This is a genomic window from Microbacterium maritypicum (assembly GCF_041529975.1).
In the GTDB taxonomy this organism is placed as follows: Bacteria; Actinomycetota; Actinomycetes; order Actinomycetales; family Microbacteriaceae; genus Microbacterium.
The window spans coordinates 830,523-849,289 of sequence record NZ_CP168030.1; the positions used below are offsets into that span (position 1 = coordinate 830,523).

Genomic DNA, 18,767 nt, shown 5'->3' on the forward strand with positions numbered 1-18,767 from the left:
AACCGCCCGCCCGAGGTTGCGGGAGTGCCCGCCGTAGGATGACGACATGGCTCACTCGCTTCCTTCTCTCGCTTTTCTCGGTGCCGGTTCGATGGGCGGTGCGATCCTCCGGGGTGTGGTCGCCTCCGGCATCCGGATCGACGGCGGGATCACCGCGACGAACCGTACTGCGGAGAAGGCCGAGGCGTTCGCCGGCCTCGACGGGGTCACGAGTATCGCGCTCGCCGAACGGCCGGACGGCAACGCCGAGGCCGCCGCAAGCGCGCGGATCGTGCTGGTCGGCGTCAAGCCCGCGATGGTGCCCGACCTGCTGCGCGAGATCGCTCCGCACCTGACGGACGACGCGATCGTGGTGAGCGTCGCCGCCGGCGTCACGCTCCAGACCTTTGCCGACGTGCTCGGCGCCGACGCCCGCGTCATCCGCTCGATGCCGAACACGCCGTCGACCGTGCGCAAGGGCGTCACGGGTCTCGCTGCCGGTTCCGCCGCCACCGCCGAGGATCTCGCCCTCGTCCGCCGGCTGTTCGAGACCGTCGGCGCGGTCGTCGAGGTTCCGGAGTCGCAGATCGACGCGCTGTCCACGATCTCGGGCTCCGGGCCCGCCTACGTGTACCTGCTGATCGAGGAGTTCACGAAGGCCGCTGTCGGCATGGGCTTCGCCGACGCCGACGCCCGGCTGATGGTGGAGCAGACCTTCATCGGTGCGACCGCGCTGCTCGACGCGTCGGGGGAGGACCCCGCCGAGCTGCGTCGTCGTGTCACGAGCCCCAAGGGAACCACCGAGCGTGCGGTCGCCGTTCTGCAGGACGCGCAGCTCGACCGCACCTTCGCGGATGCCGCGGCCGCAGCCCTCGCGCGGGCGAAGGAACTCGCCGCCGGGGCCTGATCCATGCAGCTGCGGATCGAGGGAGTCATCTGGTACTGGCGCGGGCCGGCGCCGTTCCACTTCGTCACCGTGCCGCCTGCCGAGAGCGAGCTGATCCACGAGGTCGCGTCGATCGTCACGTACGGGTGGGGGATGATCCCCGCATCCGTCACCATCGGTTCCACCACCGTGACCACGGCCCTCTGGCCGAAGGACGGCGGCTACATCGTGCCGATCAAGAAGGTGCTCCAGGACCGCGAGGGCCTGGGCGTCGATGGCGTGGTCGAACTCGTCCTCGACATCGACGCCTGACCGCCCGACCTCCGCTCAGCTCTCGCTGGAGACCTCGGCGAGAACTTCCGGCCAGCGCCGGTTCAGGATGCTGCCGCCCAGCACCGCCCCGCCCCACAGGGCCGCGGCGCCGAGCACGACGCCGCAGCCGAGGCTCACCCAGCCGAGCGCAGGATTCCAGATGCCGGCGATGGCGAACCCGAGCGCCGGCGCCCCGAGCACGAGCGTGATCGGCCCGATGATGATCATCGCCAGCAGCGACTGCACGCCGCCGGACGAGCCACGACCGAGCGGATTCGCCTCGGGTGCGGGCGCGCGGCCAGGAAGGAAGCTGCCCACCCAGGCCCCGGCGCCTGCCGAGATCGCCGTCAGGCCGAAGGCCGACCCGATGCTTGCGGGGAGCAGGTCCCATCGGCCGGCGATCAGGCAGGTGGCCGCGCACAGCAGCAGCGTCACGGGGATCGCGATCAGCCCGAATCCGAGCAGTCGCCCTGCCCGATCCGCGGCGCCGCTGACGCCGTTCAGGATGTGGGCCGCGACCGCGTCGTTGTCGTAGGCGATCGCCATCTGCACGATCGTGCCGGTGAGGAGCGCGTTGATCGTCGGGATGAGGATGATGGCCGGACCGAACCCGATGGACTCGTCCTGCAGCCCGTTCATCAGGGAGAGCCCGATGAAGATCGCGGGCAGCAGCAGGAGCATCACGATGTTCACGATTTGCCGGGGGTCGCGCCGGAAGTATCGCAGCGTGCGGGCGGCGATCGCCCCGACCGGGCTGGCCGGCAGTATCCGGTCGAGCAGCCCGGCCGAGCGCACGCGTCCGCCGCCGGCGTCCTGGATGGGGGCGACCAGGCGCGCAGCGAGCAGGCCCTGTGCCGCGAACCACAGGGCTGAGACTGTGGCGAGAGCGATGAGCAGCCGGAGCGCCGCCGTGAGGAAGTCGCCCTGAGCCACGGATCCGGAGACGCCGAAGACGGCGCCCATCGGAGTCCAGGCGGCGATGTCGGCGATGGTCGTGAAGGCTCCGCCGACATCGTTCACCCGGACCAGCGCGCCGATCCCCACGTTGAGCAGGACACCGGACGAGGAGAGAAGCACCACGCCGACGATCACCACCAGGTCGCGGGCGCTGCGTCGGGCGAGCCAGCCGGCCAGCACACCGCTCACCACGCGCGCGCCCAGCACGCAGGTGGCCACGGCGACGGGGATCATGATCAGGGCGGTCAGCAGCGCAGGCAGGCTCACCGACCAGCCGAGGAGCATGAGCAGGAGTGCGACGGTGGTGCCGATGCCGCCCACCGTCGTCGCCCCCGCGACGACGAAGCCCGGCAGCAGGGAGCTTGCGGTCAGGGGGAGCAGCGCGAACCGTTCCGGCGCGAGCGAGTCATCGGCACTGACCAGGATCGACCCGACCCACCAGCCGAGGACGATGACGGTGCCCGCCAGCACGATCGCGGTGACGGCGGCGTCAGGGGCGGCGAACCGCAGCGCCACGAGTCCCGCCGTCAGTGCGGCGAGGAATCCGAGGGCGATCAGTCCGGTGATGATCAGGGTGACGACCATCCAGGGATTGCGCGACAACTGGTGGCGCAGCTGGCGCCAGCGCAGGCTTACGAGGAGCGCAACCATGCGAGCGTCTCCGTCCCGAGGTCATGCGCCCCCACCAGGGCGAGGAACCGCTGCTGCAGCGACAGTCCGGCGCGCACCTCGTCGAGAGTGCCGTTCGCGAGCAGGCGTCCCTCGGCGACGATCGCGACCCGATCGCACATCGACTCGACGAGCTCCATCACGTGGCTGGACAGCACCACGGTGCCGCCGCCGTCGACGAACGCCCGGAGGATCTGCCGGATCGTCTCGCCGGACACCGGGTCGACGGCTTCGAGCGGCTCGTCGAGGATCAGCAGACGAGGTGCATGGATCAGCGCGCACGCCAGGCCGATCTTCTTGCGCATGCCCGCCGAGTAGTCGACCACGAGCCGGTCCCGAGCATCGGTGAGGCCGAGCGCGGCGAGGAGCTCGTCACTGCGCGAGACCACCTCGGCTTCGGCCATGCCGCGCAGCAACCCGGTGTAGCGCAGCAGCTCGGCACCGGTGAGGCGGTCGAGCATGCGGATGCCGTCGGGGAGCACGCCCATCCGGGCCTTCGCGTCGGCGGGGTTCTGCCATACGTCCGCGCCCAGCACCCACGCGGCGCCGGCATCCGGCCGCAGCAGACCCGTGGTCATGGCGAGCGTCGTGGTCTTGCCCGCGCCGTTGGGGCCGAGGAGCCCGAGCATGGATCCGGCCGGCACATCGAGGGAGAGGTCATCGACCGCGATCTTCTGCCCGAATTGCTTGCGGAGCCCGCGGAGGGCGAGGACGGGAGGGGCCGCTGCGTTGTCGGTCATGAGTCCCATCCCACCACGGCCGTGCACGACGATGCATCCGCCGTGAGGGGGAGTCGAGGTATCCGGACGTGTCCGAGGTCAGCGGTCGAGGCCGGCGAAGCGTTCGATGTCGCTGTTGGTGCCGGACACGATGATGAGGTCGTGGTTCGTGACGATGGTGTTCGCCTCGGCGTAGCGGAACGGCTTGCCGGGGCTCTTCACACCGACGACCGTGACCTTGTACTTCGAGCGCACGCCCGACTCGTTCAGGCCGACGCCGCGGATGAACTTCGGCGGGTACATCTTGGCGAGGACGAAGTCGTCGTCGAAGCGGATGAAGTCGAGCATCCGCCCGCTCACGAGGTGCGCCACGCGCTCGCCGGCCTCGCGCTCGGGGTAGATGACATGGTTCGCACCGACACGGGCGAGGATCTTGCCGTGGGACTGCGAGACCGCCTTGGCCCAGATCTGCGGCACCTTCAGGTCGACGAGGTTCGCGGTGATCAGCACGGACGCCTCGATCGAGGACCCGACCGCGACGACGGCGACCTGGAAGTCCTGGGCGCCGACCTGGCGGAGGGCGTCGATGTTCTTCGCGTCGGCCTGCACCGTGTGGGTGACGCGGTCGGACCACTTCTGCACGAGTTCGAGGTTGTCGTCGATCGCGAGCACCTCGCGGTCAAGGCGGTCGAGCTCTCCGGCGCAGGCAGCGCCGAACCGACCGAGACCGATGACGAGGACGGGAGCGTCGCCCCGGAGGACTTCAACCAACGATCGGCCTTTCCACGGGCAGTGAGTAGTACTGCGTTCGCGATGTCGCGGCGACCGCCGCGGCGAGTGTCACTGTACCAACGCGCCCCATGAAGATGGTCGCGGCCATGACGTACGAGGCCGAATCAGGGAGCTCTGCGGTGAGCCCCGTGGACAGGCCGACGGTGCCGAACGCCGAGATGACGTCGAACAGCACGTGACTGATGTCGTCCTTGGTGATCTGGGAGATCGTGATGGTCGAGAGCGCGACGATGGTCGCGCCCCACGCGACGACGCTGAGTGCCACGCGCTGCACGTCGCTGGGGATGCGGCGGCCGAAGGCCTCGACCGACTGGCGGCCCTTGGCCTCGGACCAGACGGCGATCGCGAGCACGGCCAGAGTGGTGACCTTGATGCCGCCGGCGGTCGAGGCGGAGCCGCCGCCGACGAACATCAGCATGCTGGCGGCCAGCAGGGACGAGCCGTTCAGATCGTCCATCTCGATCACGTTGAAGCCGCCGGATCTGGTCATGGCGGAGAGGAAGAAGGCTTGGAAGGTGGTGTCGGCCGCATCCATCGACCCGAACGTCTTCGGGTTGTTGAACTCGAGGACGACGAAGACCGCGGCGCCCAGGATGAACAGCAGCACCGTGGTGACGAGTGTCAGCTTGGTGTGCAGCGACCACCGCTTCACGTGCCAGACGTGCTTCGCGAGGGTGTAGATCACGGGGAAGCCGATGCTGCCGAGGAACACACCCACCATGAGGAGGAACAGCACGAGATAGTCGTCCGCGAACACCGCGACGCCACCGTCGTTCGGTGCGAACCCGGTGTTCGTGAACGCCATGGCCGCGAAGTAGGGGGCCTCCCACAGTGCGGCGATGGGGTCGACCTTCGCCATCACCAGCGCCGGGTACAGCAGGGCTGCCAGCGATGCCTCGATGATGAGGGCCGAGACGGCGACCGTGGTCAGCAGCTGCCCGACCTCGCCGAGTCGCACGGTCTGGCTCTCGTTCACCACGCCGCCGTGTGCCCGCAGAGGATTGGTGTCGCCCGCTGCCAGCAGCTTGGCCCGCAGCCCGAGCCGCTTGGAGATCAGCATCCCCATGAGAGACGCGAGCGTGAGGACGCCGAGGGCGCCGATGTTCACCCCGAGGAAGATCAGGACGTGGCCGAAGGGTGACCAGTGGTTGGCCATGTCGACGGTGGCGAGGCCGGTGACGCAGATCGTCGACACGGCGGTGAAGAGCGCATCGCTCAGCGGTGTGACCGTGCCGCTCGCGGAGGCGATCGGCAGCGACAGCAGCACCGTGAACACGAGGATCAGGAGCGCGAACACGACGATCGCGAAGCGGGAGGGCGAGGACGTGACGAGGTGCTTCACCCGTCCGGCGGCGCCTTTGAGGGCCTGTCGTGGGGACGACGCCGAAACGATGCCCGACATCGCTGCCCCCTCGTGATTCTCTCTTGCCCGCGCGCTGCGGACACGCGGCGCCTGTCGCCGAGCCTTCGTCATGGTACTCCGTGCCGGAGCCGACTACCCTGATCACATGACGGACATCTTCGACGTGATCGCAGACGGTACGAGGCGCGACATCCTCCAGCTCCTGCTGCGACGCACGGAAGAAGGAGAGACGGGCACCAGCGTCAGCCAGATCGTCGCCGACCTCGGCATCAGCCAGCCCACCGTGTCGAAGCACCTGAAGGTGCTGCGCGATGCCGAGCTGGTCTCGGTGCGCGAAGACGGACAGCGTCGTTTCTACAGTCTCGCCGTCGAGCCGCTCGAGGTCGTCGACGACTGGCTGGTCCCCTTCCTCGTCGATGCGTACGGCGACGAGGCCCCCGACATCGACTACCCCGTGAACGACAGCGCCGCGCACGCCGCGGAGGTCGTCGGTCGCGCCGCGGCCTCCGCGAAGCATGCCGTCGCCAACGCACTCAAGCGCCTCGGCGCCTGAGGCATCCTCAGCGACGTCCCGCCTTGCGGCGGAAGAGCCACGCGCCCCACGTCACCGCGATCAGTAGGATGACCAGGCACCAGCCGATCGCCCACCAGGCTTCGCCCTGCAGGGGCGTATCCATCAGGAGGGCGCGGATCGTCTCGACGATGGGCGTGATCGGCTGGTTGCCCGCGATCGGCTGCAGCCACTCCGGCATGCTCGCGACGGGCACGAACGCGCTGGAGAGATAGGGCAGGAACAGCAGGACGAAACCGTAGCCGTTCGCGCCCTCCGGGCTTCCTGCGGCGAGACCGATCGCCGCGAACAGGTAGGTGATCGCGAGGATGTAGAGGGTGATGAGGCCCGCCAGCGCGATCCATTCCCCGAGGTCCGCGGTGGGTCGGAACCCGACCAGCACGCCGACGCCGATCACGATCGCGGTGGCGACCAGGTTCCGCAGCACACTGGCGACGACGTGCCCGGTGAGCACGGCGCCTGCACGCAGGGGCATGGTGCGGATCCGATCGATGATGCCGGTGCGCATGTCGTTCGCGACATACACGGCGGTGGACGATGCTCCGAAGCCGGCGCAGGTCAGGATGATGCCCGGCACGACGTAGTCGACGTATGCGCCCGAAGGGTCGATGGCGCCGCCGAAGACCCATGTGAACATCAGCATGAGCATCACCGGCAGCATGATCGCCATCAGCAGCGATTCGCCGTCGCGCACGGAATGGCGCAGGCTCCGTCCGACGAAGACGGCCTCGGCGGCGAACCCGCGCAGCCTCGGACGCGGAGTGGGCGCGGAGGGGGTGGATGCCGTCGGTCGAGGCGTGGCCAGGGTGGCGTTCATGCGTTCTCCTTCACGGGGCGAGAAGTCGAGGTGGGCGAGGTGACGGCGAGGAAGACGTCGTCGAGGGTGGGGCGGCGCAGCGTGACGACGCCGTCGGCTCCCTCCTCATCGAGCAGGTCGAGCGCTCGCCGCAGGTCGGCGACCGTGCCGTCGGTGGGGATCCGTCGGCTGAGTGCGCCGTCACCGTCATGGAGCTCGACCGTGTCTCCGCCGATGCGCGCCTTCAGCTCCGCCGGTGTGCCGAGCGCGGCGATGCGGCCGTCGTGCAGCACGGCGATCCGGTCGGCGAGCTGATCGGCCTCCTCCAGGTACTGCGTCGTGAGGAACACCGTGGTGCCTGACGCCGCGAGCGTCCGGATGATGTCCCACAGGTCGCGGCGGCTCCGGGTGTCGAGGCCGGTCGTCGGTTCGTCGAGGAAGAGTACCTCGGGGGTCACGACGAAGCTCAGGGCGAGGTCCAGTCGACGGCGCATCCCCCCGGAGAACGTGCGCACGGTGCGGGCGGCGGCCTCGGTCAGATCGAACTGGGTGATCAGTTCGGTCGCACGACGCGCGGCGGCTGCGCGGCCGAGCCCGGCGAGCCGGGCGAACATGACCACGTTCTCCGTCGCCGTCAGGGCGTCGTCGACGGCGGCCGCTTGACCGGTGAGGCTGATGCGGCGTTGCACTTCGACCGCGTGGGTGTGTACATCCCACCCGGCGACGGCCACCGCACCGGCGTCGGCACGGGTGAGTGTGGTGAGGATGTTGATCGTGGTCGTCTTTCCCGCCCCGTTTGGTCCGAGCAGGGCGAAGACCTCTCCGCGTCCGACGGTGAAGTCCAGGCCGTCGACGACGGTCTTCTGGGCGAAGGCCTTGTGCAGGCCGCGCACCTCGATGGCTGTGTCCATCAGGCGATCCTTTCTGTGTATGAAGAAAACTGTGTATGAGCAACGCAACTGTGTATGACCGTAACACACTGTTTATTAAATAAACAGAAGTAGGATGAGCGCATGACTGAGACCGAGCCGCCGGAGCTGCCACGGGGGATCGCGCTCGCCTGGGGTGTCGCCGCGAACCCGCAGCGCGGACCCAAGCGGGAGATGAGCGTCGAGAAGATCGTCGATGCGGCCGTCGAGCTGGCCGATGCCGAGGGGATCGGCGCCGTTTCCATGGCGGCCGTGGCGGCGAAGCTCGGCTTCACGCCGATGTCCCTCTATCGGTACGTGACCGCCAAGGACGATCTGCTGCTGCTCATGCAGGAGCAGGCGACGGGGCTTCCGCCGGCGAGCCACCTCGAGGTCGACGGATGGCGTGCACGATTGCTGGCGCTGTACGAGGCGCAGATCATGCTCTACCTGCGCCACCCCTGGATGCTCTCGCTGCCGATCACCGGATCGCCGATCACTCCGAACAGCTCCGCCTGGCTCGATGCAGGCCTCGCCGCGCTCGAAGAGACCCCGCTGACCGCCGAGGAGCGGCTGGCCGTCGCGCTCGCCATGACGGGGCATGCTCGCTGGTGCGGGATCGTGCTGGCCGGCTACACGGAGCAGGCCCGCGGCAGCGGCCTCACTCCCGACGAGGTCTCTGCGCGCGAGGCCGAGCTCTTCGATCGGGTGATCACCGCGGAGGAATTCCCTGCGCTGCATCGCGCGATCGAAGACGACGTGTTCCTCTCCGCGGCCGACCCCTTCCGCTTCGGGGTCGAGCGGACCCTCGACGGCGTTGCTGCGTACATCGCCGCCCTCGAGCGTGGTGAGCCGCGATCCGTGGCGACCGACTGGGTCGACCTCGAGCCCGTAGAACTCGCGGGGGACCGTCGTCTGAAGGAGGCGCAGAGGGCGGTGCGTGACGCGGAGAAGGCTCTGCGCGTGGCCCACAAGATCGAGCGGCAGGCGCTTCGCGAGGCGCGCGAACGACTGGCCAAGGCGAAGAAGCCGGCCTGACCCGCGTCCCGGGTTCAGTGCGTACCCTCGTCGCGGGTCAGTGACCGCGCATTCGTCCCGTTGATCACACGGGCCACATGGGTTTACATGCGTCCCAGCTACCCCATAGAGTGTGCACATCGAGAAAGGGGTACGTGGGATGCCCGAGGTTCCAGATGTCCGATTCCTCACGGTGGCCGAGGTCGCCGAGCTGATGCGCGTGTCCAAGATGACCGTGTACCGGCTGGTTCACGCCGGGGAGCTGCCGGCCGTTCGCTTCGGCCGCAGCTATCGCGTGCCCGAGTCCGCCGTGGCCGATGCGCTGCAGCGGCCCATCGCCGACGTCGGTTGAGGCGCGCGCGGCGGAGCCCGTCGGGTTTGCTAGACTGACCCGAGGCATTTTCCGTGCCCGTACCCGGGTGTCCGATTTCGGCGACACCCAGCCACTGACTTAGTGAGGTTTCCGTGGGTTCTGTCATCAAGAAGCGCCGCAAGCGCATGGCGAAGAAGAAGCACCGCAAGCTGCTTCGTAAGACTCGCCACCAGCGTCGCAACAAGAAGTAAGCGACCAGACACGAGCGCCTGTCTTCGGACGGGCGCTTTGTGTCTCTGCCCGCAGATCCGTACCGCCGAGAGGATTTCATGAAGTCGATCACCGTCACCGAACTCGCCGAGCGGTCGGGTGTTCCGCTCATCGACGTGCGGGAGGTGGACGAGTTCGCCGCAGGCCATGTGCCCGGCGCCGTCAACATCCCCATGTCCGAGATCGGCAACAGGCTCGATGAACTGCCGGCGGAGTCGTTCGACGTCATCTGCCAGGCCGGCGGTCGCTCCGCCCGCGTCGTCGAGGCGCTGGAGTCACGCGGCTTCGATGCCACCAACGTCGAGGGCGGCACGGGGGAGTGGATCTCCCAGGGGCGCGCTGTCGAGGTGCCGTCGGCGTGACCACGCTGACCCTGATCCGCAAGCCTGACTGCCATCTGTGCGAGGTGGCCTCCGACGTGATCGACGCTGTCGTCGCCGAGCTGCCTGACGCCGCCGCGGAGCAGATCGAGATCGTCGAGGCGTCCATCCAGGACGACCCCGCACTGTATGAGCTGTGGTGGGAGAAGATCCCCGTCGTCCTGATCGACGGCGATCTGCACGCGCACTGGCGCGTATCGCCCGAACGACTGCGTGAGGCGCTGGAGACCGCGGTCCGCGGTGAGGCGCGAACCGAGACGAAGGAATCCCTGTGACCATCCGCCATGTCGTGATGTGGAAGCTCGCGGCCGAAGACGCCGCCGTGCGTGCCGAGCAGGCGGCCGAGGTCGCTCGTCGCCTCAACGCCCTGGAGGGTGTCGTGCCGCAGCTGCTGTCGATCTCCGCCGGTGCCAACGCGGCCTACCCGGAGACGAACTGGGACGTGACGCTCGTGGCCGACTTCGACTCGGTCGCCGACATCGACGCGTACCAGGTGCATCCCGCGCACGAGGAGGTCGCCGGCTACATCCGCTCGGTGGTCGCCTCGCGCGCAGCGGTCGACTTCGAGGTCTGAGACCGCGTCTCGTTGCATTCGGCTTGTAGGTGTTTTCCACATACCTGGAGCACTTGCCGTCTGGCAGCGTAGTTCTTGGCTACGTTCTCCGCTGAACGGCCACCGCTCAGAGTGGCCAACGGCGAAAGGCGAACGGCGATGAACAGGTGGAACAAGGTAGCTTTTGGCGCGATTGCCGCCGTGGCGTTGACGGTGGGAATCGCCCTCCCGGCGCAAGCAGCAGATTCGGTAGGAACGTCCTGCGGGGGGACTGTCACGACGTGCGTGCTGACGATCAAGACTCATACGACATCGGGAAGCGTCACGATCAACTGGCACAACACCAACGCGACCTCGACAGTGAAGGTCACGCTTTTCGGTCCGTACAACTACACGTGCACCCTTGAGGGTACGGGTACGACAAAGTCCAAAGTGTGCCCGAGTGTTCCCGGGGGCCAGATGAAGGTAACCGTGTACAAGCCGTTGAACAAGTACGCATACTTTGGAGCCGCGTGGTAGCGGAATAAGGGTCGTAAGGCAATGGCCGTGGATACGCGGTGCGCGAGCGAACTCGGATGGTAGCCGCGCACCGCTTCCTCCGTGAATGCTGAATCGTGGCGCCCGGTCCCAGAACTCTCGGCACTCGGTTCCACGTCGCCACTGACGTGCACTTGCAACGCAAACGTGATACGTCGACCGACTGATGTCATTGGTCACGCGACGGGCCGCATGTTTAGATGTTCTCCTACCCGTCCGTGGGCACACCCCGCCCTCGTCTTACAGGAGCCGACATGCCTCGTCGTAACCTCATCGCCGGTCTCGCCCTCGTGGCGACCGCCACTCTCGCGCTCGCCGGCTGCGCGACCGGTTCGTCCGATGCGGGAAGCAGTGACGCTCCCGCCGCGGGCGATGAGTACGGTCTGATCGAGGCCGGCACGCTCACGGTCTGCTCCGACGTTCCCTACCCGCCCTTCGAGTTTGAGGACGACAACGGGAAGATCATCGGTTTCGACATCGATCTCCTCACCGCGATCGCCGAGAAGCTCGATCTCAAGGTCACCGTGCAGGACGTGGCTTTCGACCCGCTGCAGTCGGGTGCGATCCTCGTCTCGGGCCAGTGCGACATCGGTGCGTCGGCCATGACGATCACCGAGGAGCGCAAGGCCAACATCGACTTCTCCGACCCGTACGTCGAGTCTCTGCAGTCGCTGCTCGTGCGTACCGACTCGGACATCAAGTCCATCGACGACCTCGACGGCAAGAACGTCGGCGTGCAGCAGGGCACCACCGGTGAGACCTACGCGACCGAGAACGCCAAGGGAGCCCAGCTCGTGCAGTACGGCGGCGACGGTGAGTTGTGGCCGGCCATGCAGGCCGGGCAGATCGAGGCCATCCTGCAGGACCAGCCCGTCAACTACGAGCACGAGCAGGCTGACTCCGACTACAAGATCGTCGAGACCTACCCGACCGACGAGTCGTACGGCTTCGCCTTCGCCAAGGGCGAGAAGGACGAGCTCCGTGAAGCCATCAACAAGGCGCTCAAGGAGCTCCAGGACGACGGCGGCTACCAGAAGATCTACGACGAGTACCTCGCGGCCAAGTGACCGGCGGCGTCGGTAGAGCGGGAGGACCTCGACGATGGCGTTGAGGCGTACCACCAAGAGCAAGCTGTATCGGTACTCGGTCTATGCGGTGCTGATCGTGATCGCCGTCTGGGCGATCGTGACCACCGACTGGGCGAAGATCGGACCGCTGTTCTTCAACCCCGCGGTCGCGGCGAAGATGTTCCCCGGGATCATCACGACCGCACTCGTGAACACCCTGTGGTTCACTGCCGTGGCGTTCGTCGGCGGCCTGCTGCTCGGTGTGCTGCTGGCCCTGATGAAGCTGTCGGTCATCGCCCCGTTCCGCTGGATCGCGACGTGCTGGATCGAGCTGTTCCGTGGACTCCCCGCGATCCTCACGATCTTCGGTATCGCCTACATCCTGCCGATCGCCGTGGGCGTTCCCGGGTCGAAGCTCGGCGGACCGGTCGTGCTCGGTCTCGTCGGTCTCATCCTCGTCGCCTCGGCGTACATGGCCGAGACGATCCGCGCCGGGATCCAGGCGGTCCCGAAGGGGCAGACGGAGGCCGCGCGCTCGCTGGGTATGTCGCCCATGAAGACGACGTTCTGGATCGTCGTGCCGCAGGGGTTCCGGATCATCATCCCGCCGCTCACCAACGAGTTCGTGCTGCTGCTGAAGGACACCTCGCTGCTGTTCATCGCCGGGTCCTTCATCTGGTCGAAAGAGCTCACGAACTTCGCGCGTGACGCGAGCACCCAGAACGCGAACGGAACGCCGCTGATCATGGCGGCGATCCTGTACCTGATCGTGACGATCCCGCTCACGCGCTTCAGCGCGTGGCTGGAGCGTCGGATGGCGAGGCAGCGATGATCACCGAACTGATCGATGTGCATGCCCCCGCGATCGATGTGCAGGGGCTCGTGAAGTCGTTCGGCGACAACGAGGTGCTCAAGGGCATCGACCTCACCGTCACCCGAGGCGAGGTCGTCTGCGTGATCGGACCATCGGGCTCCGGCAAGTCGACGTTGCTGCGGTCGGTCAACCTGCTCGAGGAGCCGACCGCCGGCAAGGTGCTGATCGAGGGGATCGACATCACCGATCCCGACGTCGACATCGACGGTGTGCGCACGCGCATCGGCATGGTGTTCCAGAGCTTCAACCTCTTCCCGCATCTGGATGTGCTCGGCAACCTGACGGTCGCCCAGCAGCGGGTGAAGAAGCGCTCGAAGAAGGAAGCCGAGCTGATCGCGCGCGCCATGCTGGAGCGCGTGGGATTGTCCGAGAAGTCGGATGCCTACCCCGGACACCTGTCCGGCGGGCAGCAGCAGCGCGTCGCGATCGCGCGTGCGCTGTGCATGAACCCGGACATGATGCTGTTCGACGAGCCGACCTCGGCACTGGACCCCGAGCTGGTCGGCGAGGTGCTGCAGGTCATGCGCTCACTGGCCGACGAGGGGATGACGATGCTCGTCGTCACGCACGAGATGGGCTTCGCGCGGGAGGTCGGCTCGCGCCTGATCTTCATGGACGGCGGACACATCGTCGAGGAGGGAGACCCGCGCGAAGTGCTGGCGAACCCGCAGCATCCGCGCACGAAGGACTTCCTGGCGCGCGTGCTCTGAGGTTGCGGCGGCAGGGTCCGCCGAGACCCCGCCTTCACGACGAGACCCCCTGTTGCAGACGTCTGCACCAGGGGGTCTCGTCGTGAAGTGGGGGTGTCGAGCTAGTCGACCTCGACGACCTCGGCGTCGGCGGCGTTGCGGCGGACGGCGTCGATGCCGTTCAGCGCGCCGGACTTCGACGAGTAGCCCTCGCTGATCGCGATGACCTCGCCGTTGCCGGCCTTCAGACGGAACCGGTACTCACCGGACTTGTCGGTGTAAAGCTCGAACGTGCCTGCCATGAGGCGTCCTTTCTCTTTCGGATGGAGGGAACCCGCCCTCGCGGCTCACGCTAGCGGTCCCGGTATATCGGTGGGAAGGGCGGCTTCACCCGCGCGGGTGCACCGCGACCGGCTCCGGGGCGACGGCGATGCGCACCCGGTCGCCGAACGAGGGATGGATGCCGGGGGCGTGCTGCACCCGGACGAGCTCGCCCGACTCGGTGCGGACGAGGGTGCGGCGCATGCTGCCGAGGAAGGTGCTCTCCTCGACCAGGGCGTCGGTGGCGGCATCCGCCTCCGACGCGAAGTAGACGTTCTCGGGTCGGAGGTACACATCGACCGGGCCGTCTGCTGGCGACTGCAGCGGCAGGCGCTGCCCCCACACCAGCACGTGGTCGCCCTCGGCGACGCCGGAGACGACGCTGGAGAGCCCCACGAAGGCCGCGACCCCCGCCGTCGAAGGGGTCGTGTACAACTGCTCCGGAGAGCCGATCTGCTCGATCCGCCCCGCGTTCATCACGGCGATCCGGTCGGAGACGGCCAGCGCCTCCTCCTGGTCGTGCGTGACGAAGACCGTCGTGATGCCGAGGCGCAGCTGGATGCGGCGGATCTCATCGCGCAGCTGCACGCGCACCTTGGCGTCCAGGGCCGACAGCGGCTCGTCGAGCAGAAGCACCTTGGGCTCGGTGACGAGAGCCCGCGCGAGCGCGACCCGCTGCTGTTGCCCGCCGGAGAGCTGGTGCGGGAAGCGGTCGGCGAAGTCCGCCAGGCCGACCAGCGCGAGGGCATCGAGCGCACGCTTCTGCGCCTCCTGCCTGCCGACGCCGCGCCGCCGCAGACCGAATGCCGTGTTGTCGACCACCCGCAGATGCGGGAACAGCGAGTACGACTGGAAGACCATGCCGATGTCGCGTCTGTTCGTCGGCACACGCGATACGTCACCGCCCCCGAGCAGCACCGCACCCTCGTCGGCGCCCTCGAGTCCGGCGAGCACCCGGAGCAGCGTCGTCTTGCCGCATCCCGACGGGCCGAGCAGCGAGACGAACTCGCCGGGCGCGATGTCGAGGTCCACCCCGTGCAGCACGCGCGTGCCGGCGTAGCTCTTCACGATGCCTTGCAGCTCGACGCGGGTCCCCTCACCGGCTCGTGCCAGGAGCAGGTTGTCCTTGGTGCGCGGCAGCGCCTGATCGAGGGTCATGAGCGGGCCTTTCCGGTGCCGCGGGCGACGCGGCCGATGAGGAGGAGCACAAGGAAGACGAACGCCAGCGCCAGCAGGGTGAAGATCGCCGGCGCGTAGGGATCCTGCTTCTGCACGACGACCATGGCGGTCTGGAACACCGGGCGGTTCAGGAGCGAGGCGATCGTGAACTCGCCCAGCACGACGGCGATCGAGATCAGCGATGCCGCGAGGAGTCCCTGCCGGAGGTTCGGCGCCAGCACCCTCAGGATCACGGTCGGCCAGCTCGCGCCGAGTGAGCGCGCCGCTTCGGAGAGGGTGCGCAGGTCGGCGGCATCGATCGAGGCCTGGATCGATCGGGAGGCGTAGGGGAGAACGGTGATGCCGTAGGCGAACGCGAGGGTCCAGGTGCCCGTGCCCAGCGTCCGCCCGATCTGCAGATAGAGCGGCGCGAGCCCGACGACGAGTACGATCGCGGGGATCGAGATCGGCAGCAGCGCCGCGAACTCGAATGCGGGCTTGAGCTTCGGGAAGCGCAGGTTGACCAGGATCATGGTCGGCGCGAGCAGGAGCAGCACGATCGCGACCGTGACGACCGCGAGCACGAGCGAGTTGCCCAGGCCCGTCCAGATCGGCTTGATGGCGGCGGAGGCGGCCGGATCGAAGAGGGCGGCCCAGTGTTCGAGAGTCGGTCCTTCCTTCCCACGGAGCGTGAACAGGAAGGTCGAGGCGAGGGGGATGGCGAAGAACGCGCCGACGATGATGCCGATGACCCAGCGGGTCGTGCGAGAGGGACCGAGGCGATTCACGACTGCCACCGTGCCGCGCGGCGCTGGATGAGCGAGTACAGGGACATCACGACCGTCACCACGACGATCATGCCGAGTGCGAGGGCTCCGGCGAGGTTCTCCCGCCCGAGCAGCGTCTCGCTCGTGAGGGCGGTGCGGATCTGCAGCGGCACGATCTGCGAACCCTGGCTGGCGAGAGCGGCGGCCGTCGCATAAGAGGAGAACGCGTTGGCGAACAGCAGCAACAGGCTGGCGAGGAACGAGGGGGCGAGCACGGGGAAGCCGATGCGCAGCCAGAAGCTGGAGCGGCTACCGCCGAGAGTGAGGTTCGCCTCGGCCCACTGCGGCTTGAGCGCGGCGAGGGCGGGCATGAACGTGATGACCATCAGCGGGATCTGGAAGTAGATGTAGGGCAGGATCAGCCCGGGCAGCTCGTACAACCAGGCGCCGTTCGCGAAGATGTCGATCCCGAACGTGTCCTGGAGGAACAGGGTGACGACACCCTGGATGCCGATCGTGGCGATGAAGGCGAACGCCAGCATGACCCCGCCGAACTGCGCGAGCACGCCGGCCGCAGCATCCACCGACTGGCGCATCGCCCCGTCGGGATTCATGCCGAGGAGGGCGTAGCAGACGAGCGCGCCGACGACCGCGCCGACGACGGCCGTGAGCAGGGAGAGCCAGGCGGAGTTCGCGAAGGTGTTCAGCACGACCGGGTCGGCGAGGGCCGCGACGTTCGTCCAGGTGAAGGCGCCGTCGTCGTCGAAGAAGCCGGAGCCGATCGCGAGGATGGTCGGCACGGCGAGGAACAGCAGGACGTAGGCCGCGAACGGGACGAGCCCGAGCCACGCGGGGGACGGGCCGGACCGCCGGGCCCTCGCATGCTGCGAAGGCCCGGCGGCCGTGGCGGGGGCGGATGCCGCAGCATCCACCCCCGGTGCGGAGATTGTCGTCACTGGACGGCCGCGGCCCACTTCTCACCGAGCAGCGTGCCGGCGTTCGTCGACTGCTCCTCGGTCGGCACCACGGTCTCCTCGGGAGCCTCGGGGAGCGCGGCCGCGAGGTCGGCGTCGATCGTTCCCGCCTCGGTCATGGCCTCCATGCGCACCGGACGCGCGCCACCCTTCAGCCAGAGGTTCTGCACCTCGTCGCTGTAGAGGAACTCCTGCCACAGGCGGGCCGCCGCCGGGTTCGGGGCGTCGACGTTGATGGCCTGGTTGTAGTAGCCGGCGTATCCGGTGCCGTCGAGCACGACGACCTTCCAGTCCTCGTTGTCGGCCGTGTGCGAGGCGTTCAGGTAGTCCCAGTCGAAGACGACCGGGGTCTCGCCGCTCGCGATGGTCGCCGTGGTGACATCCACCTTGAGCAGGTTGCCGGCCTTCTGCATGTCCGAGAAGAAGTCGATGCCGGGCTGGAAGTCGTCGAGCGTGCCGTCGGACTGCACGGTGGCGAGGCCCACGGCGGCGAACGCGGCGCCGGCCTGGGTCGGGTCGCCGTTGATCGCGACGGCGCCCTTGTAGTCGGGCGACAGCAGGTCGGCGAGCTCGGCGGGCGCATCGAACTTCGACGAGTCGTAGCCGATCGACATGTATCCGCCGTAGTCGCCGACGAAGAGTCCGGTCGGCTCCTTGAGCTCGTCGGGGATCTCGTCCCACGTCTGCACCTTGTAGGGAGCGAACGTGTCGGTGTTCTGCAGTGCGACGGTCAGACCGAGGTCGAACACGTCGGGCGCGGTGTCGAGGCCCTTGTTGGTCTCGGCGGCCTGGATCTCCTCGGCACTGGAGACGTCGGGCGAGGCCTCGTTGATCGTGATCTCGGGGTACTTCTCGGTGAACAGGTCGAGGATCTCGCCGTAGTTCGCCCAGTCGCGGGGAAGGGCGATGACGTTGAGCGACCCCTCCTCCTTGGCAGCGGCCTCGAGGTCGGCGAACGTGCCGAAGTCCTCCACGGACGTGGCCGCGGCGGCATCGACCCCCTCGCTGCTCGAAGCCGGTGCGTCGGTGGCGGACGCGCAGGAGGTGAGCGCGAGTACGGCCGTGGTGGCCAGGGCGATGCCGGCGCCGATGCGCGCGCGGCGGGTGAAGCGAGCCATGAGTGTCCTCTCGGTGTCCGGCGGGGTGCGCCGGTTTCGGGTTGCGAGAGGACACTATGAGGCGCAGGTTGCCGACCGTCCCGGGCCGGGTGAACGGCGAGTGTCGCGGTGGTGGCGGGACGGATGCGGGGTGCGGTTCGCTCGGCCTTACGCGCTTCGCTCGGCCCGAATCCGAGAATCAGGCCGAGGACGCTGCGATCGGCCGAGGGAAGCGCGGGTCAGGCCTGCGGGACGTTGTACTTGAAGCCGCGGTGCGAGCCCACGTAGCCGAGGCGCTCGTAGAAGCGGTGGGCGTCGGTGCGGGCGGCATCCGAGGTGAGCTGCACCATCGACGCGCCGACAGCGGGGGCCGCCGCCTCACCCACCCAGCGCATCACCGCGGATCCGATGCCCGACGACCGCAGACCGCTGTGCACGCGTACCGCCTCGACCAGCAGTCGCCGCGCGCCGCGGCGTGACATCCCGGGGATCGAGGTGAGCTGCAGCGTGCCGACGACCGCGCCGTCGAGCTCGACGACGAGCAGATCGTTCGAGGGCTCGGCCAGGATCTCGGTGAGGGCCTGAGCGTACACGGGGCGATCCTCGTCGGATGCCACATCGCCCCGCGCCGCGCTGATCGGGTCGTCCGCGAGCAACGCGATCACGGCATCCGCGTCATCGACCACCGCACGGCGGAGCACGGCCGTCCCGATGCGCGATTCGAAGGAGTGGGGCAGTGGGAGGGCCTCGAGCATGCGACCAGTCTGCCAGCGGGCGGAGCGGATGCCGGCGTGCGGC

General features: G+C 68.1%; 24 protein-coding genes. 12 read left to right on the forward strand and 12 right to left on the reverse strand.

Annotation, left to right across the window (positions count from 1 at the left end):
* The first annotated feature begins 46 nt into the window (after nucleotides 1-46).
* Together proC and ACCO44_RS03990 are read left to right on the forward strand one after the other, a co-directional pair.
* On the forward strand, nucleotides 47-886 hold the full coding sequence (gene proC / locus ACCO44_RS03985) for a pyrroline-5-carboxylate reductase (protein WP_372468475.1): 840 nt from the start codon (nucleotides 47-49) through the stop codon (nucleotides 884-886).
* A gap of 3 nt (nucleotides 887-889) precedes the next feature.
* Nucleotides 890-1,177, forward strand: coding sequence for a DUF1905 domain-containing protein (locus ACCO44_RS03990; protein ID WP_372468476.1), 288 nt, complete (start codon nucleotides 890-892; stop codon nucleotides 1,175-1,177).
* A 15-nt stretch (nucleotides 1,178-1,192) separates the two neighbouring features.
* On the opposite strand, the gene ACCO44_RS03995 is transcribed toward ACCO44_RS03990, so the two are convergent.
* The 4 genes from ACCO44_RS03995 to ACCO44_RS04010 all read right to left on the reverse strand — a co-directional run bounded on the left by ACCO44_RS03995 (nucleotide 1,193) and on the right by ACCO44_RS04010 (nucleotide 5,716).
* Nucleotides 1,193-2,785, reverse strand: a complete 1,593-nt coding sequence (locus ACCO44_RS03995; protein ID WP_105711142.1) for a hypothetical protein — start codon at nucleotides 2,783-2,785, stop codon at nucleotides 1,193-1,195.
* Nucleotides 2,767-3,543, reverse strand: coding sequence for an ABC transporter ATP-binding protein (locus ACCO44_RS04000; protein WP_029263849.1), 777 nt, complete (start codon nucleotides 3,541-3,543; stop codon nucleotides 2,767-2,769). The genes ACCO44_RS03995 and ACCO44_RS04000 overlap by 19 nt, the downstream gene beginning before the upstream one ends.
* Before the next feature lie 78 nt (nucleotides 3,544-3,621).
* Nucleotides 3,622-4,293: a TrkA family potassium uptake protein gene (locus ACCO44_RS04005; protein ID WP_029263850.1), complete on the reverse strand. Its 672-nt coding sequence runs from the start codon at nucleotides 4,291-4,293 to the stop codon at nucleotides 3,622-3,624.
* A complete protein-coding gene (locus tag ACCO44_RS04010) occupies nucleotides 4,286-5,716 on the reverse strand; it encodes a TrkH family potassium uptake protein (protein ID WP_029263851.1) in 1,431 nt (476 codons plus the stop codon). Before ACCO44_RS04010 ends, ACCO44_RS04005 begins: the two co-directional genes overlap by 8 nt.
* A 106-nt stretch (nucleotides 5,717-5,822) precedes the next feature.
* Here ACCO44_RS04010 and ACCO44_RS04015 point away from each other — a divergent pair, with 106 nt between their 5' ends.
* Nucleotides 5,823-6,230 carry a helix-turn-helix transcriptional regulator gene (locus tag ACCO44_RS04015; RefSeq protein WP_029263852.1) on the forward strand — a complete coding sequence of 136 codons (408 nt, stop codon included), beginning with the start codon at nucleotides 5,823-5,825 and terminating at the stop codon, nucleotides 6,228-6,230.
* 7 nt (nucleotides 6,231-6,237) lie between these two features.
* Here the strand turns inward: ACCO44_RS04015 and ACCO44_RS04020 are convergent, their stop codons facing one another.
* Both ACCO44_RS04020 and ACCO44_RS04025 read right to left on the reverse strand, forming a co-directional pair.
* Entirely contained in the window at nucleotides 6,238-7,065 is an 828-nt protein-coding gene (locus tag ACCO44_RS04020; RefSeq protein ID WP_105711143.1) for an ABC transporter permease, read from the reverse strand.
* Nucleotides 7,062-7,955, reverse strand: a complete 894-nt coding sequence (locus ACCO44_RS04025) for an ATP-binding cassette domain-containing protein (protein ID WP_372468478.1) — start codon at nucleotides 7,953-7,955, stop codon at nucleotides 7,062-7,064. Before ACCO44_RS04025 ends, ACCO44_RS04020 begins: the two co-directional genes overlap by 4 nt.
* A 102-nt stretch (nucleotides 7,956-8,057) precedes the next feature.
* Between ACCO44_RS04025 and ACCO44_RS04030 the strand changes: the two genes are divergently transcribed.
* From ACCO44_RS04030 to ACCO44_RS04070, 9 genes are all read left to right on the forward strand, one after another.
* The gene (locus ACCO44_RS04030; protein ID WP_372468480.1) at nucleotides 8,058-8,990 is read left to right on the forward strand and encodes a TetR/AcrR family transcriptional regulator; all 933 of its coding nucleotides are present in this window, start codon (nucleotides 8,058-8,060) and stop codon (nucleotides 8,988-8,990) included.
* Nucleotides 8,991-9,129: 139 nt separating this feature from the next.
* Nucleotides 9,130-9,321 (forward strand): helix-turn-helix domain-containing protein, encoded by a 192-nt coding sequence (locus ACCO44_RS04035; protein ID WP_017204627.1) that lies wholly within the window; start codon nucleotides 9,130-9,132, stop codon nucleotides 9,319-9,321.
* 113 nt (nucleotides 9,322-9,434) lie between these two features.
* Nucleotides 9,435-9,533 carry a 30S ribosomal protein bS22 gene (locus ACCO44_RS04040; RefSeq protein WP_003792170.1) on the forward strand — a complete coding sequence of 33 codons (99 nt, stop codon included), beginning with the start codon at nucleotides 9,435-9,437 and terminating at the stop codon, nucleotides 9,531-9,533.
* Between the two features lie 78 nt (nucleotides 9,534-9,611).
* Entirely contained in the window at nucleotides 9,612-9,914 is a 303-nt protein-coding gene (locus tag ACCO44_RS04045; RefSeq protein ID WP_136042966.1) for a rhodanese-like domain-containing protein, read from the forward strand.
* Entirely contained in the window at nucleotides 9,911-10,207 is a 297-nt protein-coding gene (locus ACCO44_RS04050; RefSeq protein WP_372468483.1) for a glutaredoxin family protein, read from the forward strand. The genes ACCO44_RS04045 and ACCO44_RS04050 overlap by 4 nt, the downstream gene beginning before the upstream one ends.
* Nucleotides 10,204-10,506, forward strand: coding sequence for a Dabb family protein (locus tag ACCO44_RS04055; protein ID WP_372468485.1), 303 nt, complete (start codon nucleotides 10,204-10,206; stop codon nucleotides 10,504-10,506). The genes ACCO44_RS04050 and ACCO44_RS04055 overlap by 4 nt, the downstream gene beginning before the upstream one ends.
* A 770-nt stretch (nucleotides 10,507-11,276) precedes the next feature.
* On the forward strand, nucleotides 11,277-12,089 hold the full coding sequence (locus ACCO44_RS04060; protein ID WP_105711145.1) for a basic amino acid ABC transporter substrate-binding protein: 813 nt from the start codon (nucleotides 11,277-11,279) through the stop codon (nucleotides 12,087-12,089).
* A gap of 34 nt (nucleotides 12,090-12,123) precedes the next feature.
* Nucleotides 12,124-12,921 carry an amino acid ABC transporter permease gene (locus ACCO44_RS04065; RefSeq protein WP_372468488.1) on the forward strand — a complete coding sequence of 266 codons (798 nt, stop codon included), beginning with the start codon at nucleotides 12,124-12,126 and terminating at the stop codon, nucleotides 12,919-12,921.
* A complete protein-coding gene (locus ACCO44_RS04070; protein ID WP_029263861.1) occupies nucleotides 12,918-13,673 on the forward strand; it encodes an amino acid ABC transporter ATP-binding protein in 756 nt (251 codons plus the stop codon). The genes ACCO44_RS04065 and ACCO44_RS04070 overlap by 4 nt, the downstream gene beginning before the upstream one ends.
* A gap of 101 nt (nucleotides 13,674-13,774) precedes the next feature.
* Here the strand turns inward: ACCO44_RS04070 and ACCO44_RS04075 are convergent, their stop codons facing one another.
* From ACCO44_RS04075 to ACCO44_RS04100, 6 genes are all read right to left on the reverse strand, one after another.
* Nucleotides 13,775-13,954: a YegP family protein gene (locus ACCO44_RS04075; RefSeq protein WP_372468491.1), complete on the reverse strand. Its 180-nt coding sequence runs from the start codon at nucleotides 13,952-13,954 to the stop codon at nucleotides 13,775-13,777.
* 85 nt (nucleotides 13,955-14,039) lie between these two features.
* Nucleotides 14,040-15,131, reverse strand: a complete 1,092-nt coding sequence (locus ACCO44_RS04080; protein ID WP_372468493.1) for an ABC transporter ATP-binding protein — start codon at nucleotides 15,129-15,131, stop codon at nucleotides 14,040-14,042.
* Nucleotides 15,128-15,919, reverse strand: a complete 792-nt coding sequence (locus tag ACCO44_RS04085; RefSeq protein WP_372468495.1) for an ABC transporter permease — start codon at nucleotides 15,917-15,919, stop codon at nucleotides 15,128-15,130. Before ACCO44_RS04085 ends, ACCO44_RS04080 begins: the two co-directional genes overlap by 4 nt.
* A complete protein-coding gene (locus ACCO44_RS04090) occupies nucleotides 15,916-16,854 on the reverse strand; it encodes an ABC transporter permease (RefSeq protein WP_372468497.1) in 939 nt (312 codons plus the stop codon). The genes ACCO44_RS04085 and ACCO44_RS04090 overlap by 4 nt, the downstream gene beginning before the upstream one ends.
* Nucleotides 16,851-17,990 (reverse strand): ABC transporter substrate-binding protein, encoded by a 1,140-nt coding sequence (locus ACCO44_RS04095; RefSeq protein ID WP_372468499.1) that lies wholly within the window; start codon nucleotides 17,988-17,990, stop codon nucleotides 16,851-16,853. The genes ACCO44_RS04090 and ACCO44_RS04095 overlap by 4 nt, the downstream gene beginning before the upstream one ends.
* Nucleotides 17,991-18,208: 218 nt before the next feature.
* Entirely contained in the window at nucleotides 18,209-18,724 is a 516-nt protein-coding gene (locus tag ACCO44_RS04100) for a GNAT family N-acetyltransferase (RefSeq protein WP_262002311.1), read from the reverse strand.
* Nucleotides 18,725-18,767: the final 43 nt, after the last annotated feature.

Excerpts from the sequence above, each read along its gene's own strand:
- proC (WP_372468475.1), top strand. The coding sequence starts at position 47 with ATGGCTCACTCGCTTCCTTCTCTCGCTTTTCTCGGTGCCGGTTCGATG.
- ACCO44_RS03990 (WP_372468476.1), top strand. The coding sequence starts at position 890 with ATGCAGCTGCGGATCGAGGGAGTCATCTGGTACTGGCGCGGGCCGGCG.
- ACCO44_RS03995 (WP_105711142.1), bottom strand. The coding sequence starts at position 2,785 with ATGGTTGCGCTCCTCGTAAGCCTGCGCTGGCGCCAGCTGCGCCACCAG.
- ACCO44_RS04000 (WP_029263849.1), bottom strand. The coding sequence starts at position 3,543 with ATGACCGACAACGCAGCGGCCCCTCCCGTCCTCGCCCTCCGCGGGCTC.
- ACCO44_RS04010 (WP_029263851.1), bottom strand. The coding sequence starts at position 5,716 with ATGTCGGGCATCGTTTCGGCGTCGTCCCCACGACAGGCCCTCAAAGGC.
- ACCO44_RS04015 (WP_029263852.1), top strand. The coding sequence starts at position 5,823 with ATGACGGACATCTTCGACGTGATCGCAGACGGTACGAGGCGCGACATC.
- ACCO44_RS04020 (WP_105711143.1), bottom strand. The coding sequence starts at position 7,065 with ATGAACGCCACCCTGGCCACGCCTCGACCGACGGCATCCACCCCCTCC.
- ACCO44_RS04025 (WP_372468478.1), bottom strand. The coding sequence starts at position 7,955 with ATGGACACAGCCATCGAGGTGCGCGGCCTGCACAAGGCCTTCGCCCAG.
- ACCO44_RS04030 (WP_372468480.1), top strand. The coding sequence starts at position 8,058 with ATGACTGAGACCGAGCCGCCGGAGCTGCCACGGGGGATCGCGCTCGCC.
- ACCO44_RS04035 (WP_017204627.1), top strand. The coding sequence starts at position 9,130 with ATGCCCGAGGTTCCAGATGTCCGATTCCTCACGGTGGCCGAGGTCGCC.
- ACCO44_RS04045 (WP_136042966.1), top strand. The coding sequence starts at position 9,612 with ATGAAGTCGATCACCGTCACCGAACTCGCCGAGCGGTCGGGTGTTCCG.
- ACCO44_RS04060 (WP_105711145.1), top strand. The coding sequence starts at position 11,277 with ATGCCTCGTCGTAACCTCATCGCCGGTCTCGCCCTCGTGGCGACCGCC.
- ACCO44_RS04065 (WP_372468488.1), top strand. The coding sequence starts at position 12,124 with ATGGCGTTGAGGCGTACCACCAAGAGCAAGCTGTATCGGTACTCGGTC.
- ACCO44_RS04070 (WP_029263861.1), top strand. The coding sequence starts at position 12,918 with ATGATCACCGAACTGATCGATGTGCATGCCCCCGCGATCGATGTGCAG.
- ACCO44_RS04075 (WP_372468491.1), bottom strand. The coding sequence starts at position 13,954 with ATGGCAGGCACGTTCGAGCTTTACACCGACAAGTCCGGTGAGTACCGG.
- ACCO44_RS04080 (WP_372468493.1), bottom strand. The coding sequence starts at position 15,131 with ATGACCCTCGATCAGGCGCTGCCGCGCACCAAGGACAACCTGCTCCTG.
- ACCO44_RS04095 (WP_372468499.1), bottom strand. The coding sequence starts at position 17,990 with ATGGCTCGCTTCACCCGCCGCGCGCGCATCGGCGCCGGCATCGCCCTG.
- ACCO44_RS04100 (WP_262002311.1), bottom strand. The coding sequence starts at position 18,724 with ATGCTCGAGGCCCTCCCACTGCCCCACTCCTTCGAATCGCGCATCGGG.